Source organism: Cupriavidus oxalaticus (genome assembly GCF_038900635.1).
Classification (GTDB): Bacteria; Pseudomonadota; Gammaproteobacteria; order Burkholderiales; family Burkholderiaceae; genus Cupriavidus; species Cupriavidus oxalaticus_B.
Genome location: NZ_JAYMRX010000051.1, coordinates 1 through 9,776, shown reverse-complemented (window position 1 = coordinate 9,776; position 9,776 = coordinate 1). Strand labels below are relative to the sequence as shown.

At 59.4% G+C, this 9,776-nt stretch carries 10 protein-coding genes and 2 pseudogenes; 3 read left to right on the top strand and 9 right to left on the bottom strand.

Annotation, left to right across the window (positions count from 1 at the left end; genetic code table 11):
* Together VSR71_RS34715 and tnpB are read left to right on the top strand one after the other, a co-directional pair.
* The coding region (locus VSR71_RS34715; protein ID WP_342917878.1) for a hypothetical protein at positions 1–273 on the top strand (273 nt) is incomplete at its 5' end.
* 440 nt (positions 274–713) lie between these two features.
* Positions 714–1,178, top strand: coding sequence for an IS66 family insertion sequence element accessory protein TnpB (gene tnpB / locus VSR71_RS34710; protein ID WP_115684105.1), 465 nt, complete (start codon positions 714–716; stop codon positions 1,176–1,178).
* A 395-nt stretch (positions 1,179–1,573) separates the two neighbouring features.
* Here the strand turns inward: tnpB and VSR71_RS34705 are convergent, their stop codons facing one another.
* The 6 genes from VSR71_RS34705 to VSR71_RS34680 form a co-directional block, all read right to left on the bottom strand.
* On the bottom strand, positions 1,574–2,950 hold the full coding sequence (locus VSR71_RS34705; protein ID WP_172583737.1) for an AAA family ATPase: 1,377 nt from the start codon (positions 2,948–2,950) through the stop codon (positions 1,574–1,576).
* A gap of 367 nt (positions 2,951–3,317) precedes the next feature.
* Positions 3,318–4,067 (bottom strand): AAA family ATPase, encoded by a 750-nt coding sequence (locus VSR71_RS34700; RefSeq protein WP_159373696.1) that lies wholly within the window; start codon positions 4,065–4,067, stop codon positions 3,318–3,320.
* Positions 4,068–4,688: 621 nt separating this feature from the next.
* Positions 4,689–5,744: a PDDEXK nuclease domain-containing protein gene (locus VSR71_RS34695; protein WP_115684102.1), complete on the bottom strand. Its 1,056-nt coding sequence runs from the start codon at positions 5,742–5,744 to the stop codon at positions 4,689–4,691.
* Positions 5,745–6,070: 326 nt separating this feature from the next.
* Complete coding sequence (locus VSR71_RS34690; RefSeq protein ID WP_147298481.1) at positions 6,071–6,307, bottom strand: hypothetical protein; 237 nt, start codon at positions 6,305–6,307, stop codon at positions 6,071–6,073.
* Positions 6,308–6,334: 27 nt separating this feature from the next.
* A complete protein-coding gene (locus VSR71_RS34685) occupies positions 6,335–6,469 on the bottom strand; it encodes a hypothetical protein (RefSeq protein WP_269462468.1) in 135 nt (44 codons plus the stop codon).
* 4 nt (positions 6,470–6,473) lie between these two features.
* Complete coding sequence (locus VSR71_RS34680; protein ID WP_115684100.1) at positions 6,474–7,661, bottom strand: hypothetical protein; 1,188 nt, start codon at positions 7,659–7,661, stop codon at positions 6,474–6,476.
* Between the two features lie 158 nt (positions 7,662–7,819).
* Between VSR71_RS34680 and VSR71_RS35480 the strand changes: the two genes are divergently transcribed.
* Positions 7,820–8,053: a DUF5343 domain-containing protein gene (locus VSR71_RS35480; RefSeq protein ID WP_368666650.1), complete on the top strand. Its 234-nt coding sequence runs from the start codon at positions 7,820–7,822 to the stop codon at positions 8,051–8,053.
* 142 nt (positions 8,054–8,195) lie between these two features.
* On the opposite strand, the gene VSR71_RS34675 is transcribed toward VSR71_RS35480, so the two are convergent.
* From VSR71_RS34675 to VSR71_RS34665, 3 genes and pseudogenes are all read right to left on the bottom strand, one after another.
* Positions 8,196–9,371, bottom strand: a complete 1,176-nt coding sequence (locus VSR71_RS34675; protein ID WP_116332813.1) for a hypothetical protein — start codon at positions 9,369–9,371, stop codon at positions 8,196–8,198.
* A 157-nt stretch (positions 9,372–9,528) separates the two neighbouring features.
* A pseudogene (locus tag VSR71_RS34670) lies at positions 9,529–9,654 on the bottom strand (H-NS family nucleoid-associated regulatory protein); the annotation flags it as partial.
* A gap of 4 nt (positions 9,655–9,658) precedes the next feature.
* Positions 9,659–9,776, bottom strand: a pseudogene (locus tag VSR71_RS34665) (IS5/IS1182 family transposase); the annotation flags it as partial.

Genomic DNA, 9,776 nt, shown 5'->3' with positions numbered 1-9,776 from the left:
ACCTTGGATTTAGCCATCCTCTGGCGTCTCCATCGTGTTCAACCGGGCAGGCTGAATACCATGAAGAGCGCCTCAGGCGGACATTTCTGCTTTGCTAAAACCGGACATTACCGCTTTGCCGCTACAAACGTTCTTCGCATAAGAATAGTTATGTCAAATATAGGCGACGGAGGCGCTGAAAATCCGCAGCGCCGGAAACAAAGTTGTGCTTGCGTAGATATGAAAATGCCATTGGGTTGCTCTTATGGTAAGCGACCAGTTGTTCCATCTTGAATAGATTGAAGCGATGAAGCATCGTCCCCACGAAGGAGGATCGTGGATACGATGGATCAAGTGTCGACAGTTGGCGGCCGCGCCGGCGGGAGTACAGCGCCGATTTTAAGGCGATGGTCATGGCACAGATTCGCCAGCCAGGAGCTTCGGTGGCGGGGGTCGCGCTCAGCCCACGCGCTCAACCCGAACATGGTGCACCGATGGATGCGAGAGGACCGTCAGCGGCAGATGCTGACGGCGCTGAGCGAGGGCCACGCGTTTGTTCCGCTACAGGTGGAGGCCCTGTCCGCAGTCAAGGGAGAGGTGTTACCGTGTAAGACGCCGGCGGCGGCAACGAGACCATCCGCATGGAGATACAGCGCCCAGGCGGCACGCTGGTTGTGCATTGGCGCTCTGTTAGCGGCGCAGCAATTTTCCCAACTGCTTCGAGACTGGCTTAGATGATCCGCATTGACTCGCTGTGGTTGGCCGTCGAACCCATCGACATGCGTGCCAGAAGCGAGCGGTTGCTGGCGCGCGTGGTGCAGGCCTTCGGCGCAGCCCAGTCTCATCACACCTACCTGTTCTCGAACGCCGGCCATACGCGCATGAAGCTTTTTGTGCATGACGGCTTTGGCGTATGGTGTGCCGTGGGCCGTCTCAACCAGGGGCGCTTTACCTGGCCTGCCTACAGGCCGAGGCCCTCAGATAGACGAAGTCTTCTGGCGAGCAACCAGGTCGGTGGTTACCACAGACCGTTCGTTTCGTGTCCAGCCGGCTTTGACTTGTCGGGGTGTGAGCACGGCCCTGGAAAACAGATCTTCGGCGGTCATCGTGCCGCGCCCGCAGCAGGACGAGCGGCTGGCGTGCCGCGATCCCCGAAGTCGCGTGCGTCGCCCACGCTGGACATCCCATTGCCCATTTAGCTATGTGACCCGGCAGGCTTATACCCCACCGAAGCCGGGCATCGCTGATCGCAAGGCGGTCTGCGGAATGCTCCAGCGCCGTCACGTGAGAAGGTTGCAATCCACTCCTCATGAATTTGATTCCCCGTCGTTGCGCGGCCGTCGCTTGTCGGCCAAAATCGGGCAGTCAGGCTGATCCTGCGGCGAACGCTCAAGCGTCCGATGCCCTCCGAAACCGGCCGGATGGAGTGCTTCGGCATCTAGGCCGAAGCCGACGTTCACAGGTCAGCGGAAAGAAAGGCTGCTATGTGACAGCCTTCTGTCATTCAGCGCACTTGCAGTCTGAACGGCAGCAGTCCCGACCGCCTGCCGTCGTGTGAATCGCCCGGAAGCATGTCTGGGTCCGGAAGCCACCATCAGGCCTGCGGAGCATCGATCGCCTCGTCGAGCTTGATGACGGTCTCGAGCATGCGCCGAACGATCGCCGCGTCGAACTCTTCCACCCGGTCCTCTTCATGGGTTCCCTTGTTCAGGTAGTTCCATTCGAGTTTGTGCTTCTCGCCATATCCAAGCATCTCGCCCAGGTGTGGCACGACTTTCTGGAACACTGTCACGTCCTTCCTGCTGAGGAACTGGTGAAGCCCCGTCGCCAAGCTCATGAGGTCAGGGTTTCCCGGCCCCATCATCCCCACACTTATCTGCGCCGACAGCTTCTTATTTGCAATCTTCTTCCAGAGACGGTTGAGCTCTTCTTCGAAGGCCTTTCGGACGTAACTCAGGGAGTCGCGCGTACGCCCTTCTTCGTGGCTTCGGACGGCCACCGTGAGGTAGTGGCGGGGCGAATCGAGCTTCACGATGATCTTCTTGGCGGCGAACGGCACGAGGAAGTCGATTCGGGTCACCGTTTCCTCGTACTTTTTCATTGGCACGGCGTTCTCGAGGCGCTTCACGAAATCCTCACCGTGGGTCGTGACGATGAGTTGCCTTTTGCCCACTTCTTCCGGATTTAAGATGAGGTCGATGATCGCGCCACGGTGCTCGTCGTCGATCGAGTTCACGACATCGTCGAATATCAGGAACGGGAGGCGGTCCGTGGTGATCTTCGCCAGCAGAATCGCGAGCCCGAGGCACCGAATGTGACCTTCGCTGAGGACCTGGAGCGCGTCGCACCTGTCCCCGTTTTCGAACTCGATCTCTATCCTCTCACCCACGGCCGTCGGCAGCCTCAGGGACTTGAGCCTGTCGGAAGCGTGATCGTTCTTGTTGATCTCGTTGTAGAACTTGAGCGTCTTTTCGTTGAGCTCCGCGGCCAGGGCCAAGGGCAGTCCGGCGTTGTAGGCCAGGAGCTTTTCGCGGAGCGAGACGTAAGCGATGCTGTAGCTCAGGTTTCTTGCGACTCCCGGTTTCTCTGCTTCCGCCTCCCTGATGAGCTCCTCGTTCTCCCGGTTGAACTTCGCGATAGCCTGCGTCGCCTCCGTCTCGCTCGTCGCGTTCGTAGCGATGAGGGTCGAGATAGCCACGATTTCCTCGAGGTCCTTGGAGATCGCGAGGTTATCATCCTCGAGCTTCTTGATCGCGGCTTTGGATTGTTCGACCTTTCCGTTATGAGTACCGGTCGCGTCCTTCAGCGCCTGAAGGAGCTCGCGCTTTGCCGGCACGGCTCGGAGGAAGGTCTCGATGCCCGCCGCATCCTTGGCGTCGGAAGCCTCGGCGCTGAACGAGCCGACCTCGGGCGCTCCGATGAACCCGACAGCAGCGGCGGGCGCGGGAAGCTTGGCGATTTTCGAAAGCAATTCCCGCCAGCCGAGGTTGAGGGCCTCCCGGATTTCCTTGATCCGTCCTTCGGCCCGCAGGGCGGCGTCGAATTGCTTCAGCTTTTCCTCCGCGTTGCTGTACGGGTCGACCGGAACGGCGAGTCGACCGTCGCGGTAGAGTTCGGAGGCGCACGCGGGACACTCGTTCCCGAACCTTTCGCGGTTCCCCAGAATCGCGCCGTAAAGGTTTCGAAGGGAAAGCTGATCCTTGTACTGGTTGAGGAACTCTTCCGATTCTGCCTTCTCTTTGATGAGCCGGAGCAGTCCGTCGGCGTCGGCTAGGATGTCGTCCGTCCCTGGATCAGCGGCCGTTTTAAGGTTCTGCAGGCGGCCGATTTCGGTGTTGTTAGCCTTTTGCTTGCCACCGTTGCCTTCGGGACCGGTTAGAGCTGCCTTGATTTTCGAGGTCCTTGCACTCCGGATATTTCCCGAGCAGCACGGCGCCTCGCGTTTCGGCGGTTTTGGCTTTCACCGGGAGGCCTTCGAGGATCACTTGGTGTCCGGCGATCCCCTTCGTCCGATCCGCGAGATCCTTCCCCTTTTTTCCGACGCAGTCCAGGTAAGGGTCGAGGCTCTCGTTGAACTGCGTTGCGAACGCGTTGAACTCTTCCAAGCCGAACAGCGCCGCTAACCGCGCCTGCTGGGCGGCCGGGGTATTGGCGGCCACCCGCGCGAATCCGTCGATCCGGTTCTTTTCGATGAAGCAGAATTCGAAAGTGCGGGGGTCCGCTTTCACTTCGATTCCCTTCTCCTCCGCGGTATCTCCGTACAGAACGGGTTTCGCCGACTTCCTCGATGTTGCGTTCCTGATGTAGTCCGAGACGGGTATCCGCTTTGATTCCGCTTCGTGGATCGAGGCGAGCAATCCGTATTCGAGCGCTTCACAGAGACTAGACTTTCCCGTCCCGTTCGGCCCATAGACGAACGTGTACGGGTTTTTGAATTCGAAAGAGTGCCTCTCGGAAAACCCACGAAAATGCTCGACCTCGACTTTGGTAAGCCGAACGATCTCCTTCTCGTTGACGTTCGCTTCGTCGGCCGCGATTTCGAGTGCCAGAGGCGCTGCCTCCCCCTTGTCAACGATCAGTTTCGCCAAGACTTTCCCTCGCCGGCCTCCGGCCGTCCCGACCGCCGCGACTTCGTTGAACCCCCCAGCATCAGGTTGGCCAGCTTTTTCTCGTGTTCGGACAGCGTCGGGGCCGATTTGGCCAAGAAGCGTTTGAATTCGACTAGAGACTTGGACATGTCCGTTCGCAAAGCGGTTGTTATCGGTTATGCGGTCGGGCGCGGATCGTCGGCACGATGCCTTCATTCTATGCCAAAGTATTTTCGGGGAAAGCCGTGTTCGACGTTTTGCGGAAGACGGCGAGGTGTCAAGCGACGACTTTTAGCCCGTAGCGGGCGCGTAACCCGACACGGTCGCCCGTCCACTTCGGTCGAGGTGCTGTCGAACAAAAGCTGGCTCGCCGTCCGCTCGACAGTTTCCTGCCATTGGGAGCCTAAACCCACGAACGTCCGGATTGGGTCGCGAAGAGACGACGGACAGAGCGCGGAGATCCGTGACGTGCCGCACCGCCTTCCCCTCCGATAACGAAGGTTCTGCCCGTCGAGGGGGTCGGTGCTACCACCGACCGTGCCCCGAGACATACCCCGCATTATGTCTAAAGTGGTTGAAAGCGCTTGCGGATGTTCTAGCGCATGAACATCAATGGAAGTGTTAACCTCCACGGCCGTGCCGTGGAACGCTCGTCGCATCGGAGGCCAACTCGGCCTCGATCAGTTCGATCGAAGGAAGATTCGTAATCAGCGGAGGGGGAACTTCCCGGATCAACTGATATTCCGCAACACCCATCGGCTTGGCCATTCCGCGCAACGCGTACTCAGCAACCAAGCGATTGTTTTCCTTGCAGAGCAGCAGTCCAATGGTAGGACTGTCGTCGGCGGCTTTCACTTGGGCATCGATCGCCGACAGATAGAAGTTGAGTTGTCCCGCATACTCGGGCCGGAAGGGCGTGGTCTTCAGTTCTACCACGACATAGCAGCGTAGCTTCAGATGATAAAAGAGCAGGTCGATGAAAAACTCGTCGCCACCGACCTCAAGACGATACTGTCGTCCGACGAAGGCGAAACCTGCGCCGAGCTCCAATAGAAACCGCGTAATATGCTGCGTTAAGGCGCGTTCAATATCTCGTTCCTGCGCATCCTCGCCCAATCCTAGGAAGTCGAAGATGTACGGATCTTTGAAGGCGTCGCGAGCCAAATCCGAATGTGCTGGCGGCAGGCGTTCCGCAAAATTACTCACTGCCCGCCCCTGCCGCTCATGGAGGCGAGTCTCGATCTGCATTACCAGGACATTGCGAGACCAGCCATGCTCCAAGGCCTGTGCGGCATACCATTCTCGATGCTCGTTGCTCTTGAGCTTGTCCAGCAATGTGCAGAGGTGAAACCAAGGCAATTGTGCAGCAGCCTGCTGCACAAATTCCCCGCTCGGCCAGGCTTCGGCCAATGCCCGCATGTATTTGAGGTTGCGGGGCGAGAATCCCTTCATGTCAGGAAAGGCGCTTCGCAAGTCGCTCGCCAACCGGTCAATGACCTTAGCCCCCCACCCCTGCCGCCCTTGGCGCTCGAGGATGTCATGGCCGATTTGCCAATATAGGCAGACCAACTCCCGATTCACAGACAACAGAGCGCGTTGCCGAGCATGCTCCACGCGACGCTTCAGCTCGTTTAGCCATTCCTTGTACTCGGGCGCGGGGAGAGTCGTATCAGTCATTGCTTAGAAGCGGTTCTGTTAACACTGATTATCCCGGTAATCTGCCTCGCGATCAATGTGTATAATTAGGCGCTTTTTCCGAAGATCCACGACCTACTGCGGCGAACGGGCCCTTCCAAAGCCGCTATTTAGCTACTTCTCGAGTGCCATTCGACTCCTGGCGCCTGCGATTCTCGCCTGTCTATAAGGCATTCGTTATCGGACCTTATGCCCTGCTGCCACAGCGCGCGCAGTGTTGGACAGGTCGAAGCTACCGGTCTGGAAGGGGCGGTTACGATTGGCGCCGTAGTCATCCAGAAGCAGGATGTGCTCGGGGCCATTGCCCATCACACCGTGGCCGCAGAAGTACAGTACGCCCACATTGTTGGGGTGGCGTTGTACCTCGTCGAGCCAGCGGTCGAAGCTAAGGGCATCGAGGCCCGCTCGATGTCATGCATGGCACCGGCCGCGTTGAGTTGCTCGCCCTGTTCCGAAGAGACCAGGATCTCCAGCGTCGTCAGCGGCGCGTTCGGGTTGTGCAGGCCGCCTCGTGCGCCATTGCCGTTGAGTATCCAGCGCGCCAAGTGCATCGCGGAGATCGGTGGCGACTGCTAGACATTGAGCCCGAGGTGCACCCAGCTGCGAGGTTCCGGCCCACCGCGCAGATGGCGGTAGTAGCCGACGCCGATGATTAGCACATGCGTGCCCCGTGTCTCGTCGATGGGGCGCAGTCGAATCTGTGTCATCGTATCATTGTCCCCCTAGGCGCTGACCCAGTCGCTTGTAGAAGCTTGGCCACTTGAAGTAGCCGGAATGCGCACCCGTGACGGGGTAGCCGGTGTTGTACTTGAAGTCATGGACCGTATCGGGCACGGCCGCAGTGAAGACCGTCAGGACCAGGAAGCCCAGTACGTCATTGGTGTCGACGATATTCAGCCAGCGCTTGGCCCGCGTCGGCGATGCGATGGCTTCGCGAGGAGTCGCTGCACGGTCTACGCGACCGGGACTGCTCCACTGCAGCGACATCTCCTCGAACAGGCCGACTTGCGAGCCGACGGTTACCCAGGCGTCGATTTCTAGCTCGGAGTCCTTAGCATAGTGGGTCAGGATGTCGTAGACGATCTCACCACCGAAGCTGTGGCTGATGACCACCAGGGGTTCCTTCTTTACGCGCGCGAGTGCCGCAGCCTGCCGAAGTGCCTGGAGGACGCTCGAAGCAATCGGGCCTGGCTGCGCGCCATCCTCCCGCTCGGTGACGTAGCGGAACGCGTCGCCGATGAACGCGGCGAGTTTGCGGGTCAGGGACCGGCGCGAAGGGCCGACAATGGCTTGGGACAGTTGATCCGGCCCTAGTAGCTTCAGCCGTTTGGCGCCTTCTTCCAACATGGCCCAGAAGCCGGCGCCGCCAAAGGTCTCGTCCTTGTCCGCAGGCTGCAGCGGACTGACGACATCGACGACCAGCTCCAGTACATCGTCCTCCGTGGCCAGCGCCAGCCAGGGCTCTGCCGTATCGGCCAGGCGAAGCTGAGCCAGTTGATACGCCTTGGCCACAACTAGGATGTCTGCGTCGGTCTTGGCATCCTGGATGAGAGCATCGAACAGTAGATCGATTGCCACATCCGGATGCTTGCGCGCTAAGGCGTGCAGAGTATCTCCTGTCTGCACGGCGCCCTCGGCCACCGCAATCCCCAGCGATGGCGGCAGTTCGTTCTCATCAGATCCGAATGTCTCGACCTCGCTGCCTTTGGGAATCACCGCCAGGTCGCGCCAGAAGCTGACCCCGTCGCCGCCCCAATACGGCGCGAACACCTGGTGTGCTGGATCAATACCGACGACGGGCGCGACGATTTCCGTGAGGAAAGCCGTCCGCATTCTCTCTTCGCGAAGATAGTTGGCGTCCTGGCGATTGTTGACGCCGTGAACAAACAGGAATGGCATGACAAATACCCTCCTAACGCTGTTGCGCTGTCACCTTAGCCGGAAATCGACAGTTGGGGAGTCCACACCGAAGTGCGTCGCGCAGAACAATCGATCGCGATCAGTTGATCGCCTTCGTCCACCTCTGGCGCCGGCAACGACTTGCCTACGTAGGCCGAGTGGCAGAGACCGGCCAGAAAACCGACCATGACGTCGGGGGGGGCGATGACTCTTATCGAACGGCTTTCAGCAGCCACAGGGACCTCGAGATTGGCGCTCCAACTCCTCATTATGATCGCCTGCGGGATCCTTCGGATTGGAAACGGGTACTTGGCGAGCGGGTCCGTGACACCTATTCCGCCCTTTTTGCAATGGATCCCAATATCTACGCCGCTAACGAAGGAGAATTATAGGGAGCGAACAAGTCGGATCACCGGAAAGGATGAAGAGACTGTCAGACGCTAGAAAAACGCCAGCGCAGTTCCCGACGCTGCGTGCAAACCGACGTGCATCTCGGGTGGGAGACTATGTGCATTGTCCCCCCCGGTACGGCAGTCAGGGCTTTTTCTTCTTCTCTTCCTCGACGGCTGGCTCGATCACGACCTCCACGGCTTCGACTACTTCTGTCGTGACTTCTGTCGTGACTTCGGTCGTGACCTCCGTGGTGACTTCGGTGGTCACTTCAGTCGTGACGTCGGTGGTTGTATCTGTAGTCGTGACGGGCTCCGCCTGGGTTTCCGTGGTCGTGTCGGTCGTCGTGTTCTCCGGCGGCGGATTATCCGGCTTGATCGGCTCGCCCGGGTTCGCGTACGCCTCCGGCACGCCGTCCTCGAGACCAGGATCGACATCCTCAGCTTGCTGTTGCGCAGCGGTGATTTTGCCCCCCTCCCAGGCGGCGATCTTGTAGCCGAGATAGATAAATTGAATTCCAGATAGTACCGTCATTACATAGCCGGCGATCGTGAAGACCTTTTGCAGAGTCGATTCCTGATACCCCCCGCCGCCTGAATAGGGTTGGCCGAGAATACCGGAGAACGGTAACGATCCGCCGCTTTGCGTTTGCTGAATAGTGCCATAGAACGAATTGCCAACGTACCCGCTCGAGGTCGGTGTCGTGATCCGCGTAAAAGTGATCGAACCGCCCGCAGAGTTGCCGCTGAACGGCCAGGTCAGCGCATTGGTGTTGACGTCGTAATTGATGCCTTGCAGATTCGCGCCGCTCAGCGTGACCTGCGTATTGCTGAGAACGTTCAGCGGCGGTCCGGCGGAATAGGTGTCGCCGGCGTTCGTCATGGTCGTCTGCCCGTAGACGCCAATCCAGTCGGACAGTTGAGTCGGCGTCGACAGCACGCCACTGTATTGCTGTACCCGACCCGTTTCGCTTTGCTGGAGCGTACCGAAGAACGTCGGTCCGGTGTAACCGGTCGACGTCGGCGTTGTGATCGTGCTGAACGCGACATTGCCGGCGGTTGCGTTGCTGTCGAGCCCCCAGCTTAACGTGTTGCCAACCGCGCAATACGTAAAATTCTTAATCGGCGTTTGATCGAGAATGACAGAACTCGCGTTCTGGACGATGAGCGCCGGCCCTTTCACGTAACTGCCGTCCGCCTGCTTGAGCGACGCCGAGCCGTAGTTGCCTGACCAGTTGTCTAGTGGAAACGACACGATCGCCCCGATTTGGCCGGAATACGGTAATGCACGCGAGCCGGGAGAGCAGGTCGTCTGGGTCAAGGTGCCGCTGAAGAGCTGGGGTTAGGCAGCGCCGCCCCCTCCGGCTCGTTGCAGGGCTCTTCCCTTGAGCTTCCTGCGCCGTGGCCGCCGAACTTCCGACCTGCCGAGCTTGCTAAGTCAGAATGGGGCGGACCGGCCGCGCCCGCCAAGCTGTCGTTCAGTACAAGAAATCGATTAGGAAACGCTCGGGCTTTTTGCCAATCCACGCGGGAGCCCTACCGCGCCCCGACCAGGTCTGGCCCGTCTTCGGGTTGCGGTACCTCGGACGGGGCGCGGCCTTAGAGTCGCTAACAAAACTGCTCAACGAATCGTGAGCAGATGACCGCGCAGGCGAGCGTTAGCAGAGCGAGATGGATATCGAGACGCCGTTCGAAACGAATGCGCAGCTTGCCAAAGGCAGCAAGC

What these genes read in the sequence shown, in the direction of transcription:
- tnpB (WP_115684105.1), top strand. Translation starts at nt 714, where the DNA reads ATGATCCGCATTGACTCGCTGTGGTTGGCCGTCGAACCCATCGACATG.
- VSR71_RS34685 (WP_269462468.1), bottom strand. Translation starts at nt 6,469, where the DNA reads ATGACACAGATTCGACTGCGCCCCATCGACGAGACACGGGGCACGCAT.
- VSR71_RS34695 (WP_115684102.1), bottom strand. Translation starts at nt 5,744, where the DNA reads ATGACTGATACGACTCTCCCCGCGCCCGAGTACAAGGAATGGCTAAAC.
- VSR71_RS34680 (WP_115684100.1), bottom strand. Translation starts at nt 7,661, where the DNA reads ATGCCATTCCTGTTTGTTCACGGCGTCAACAATCGCCAGGACGCCAAC.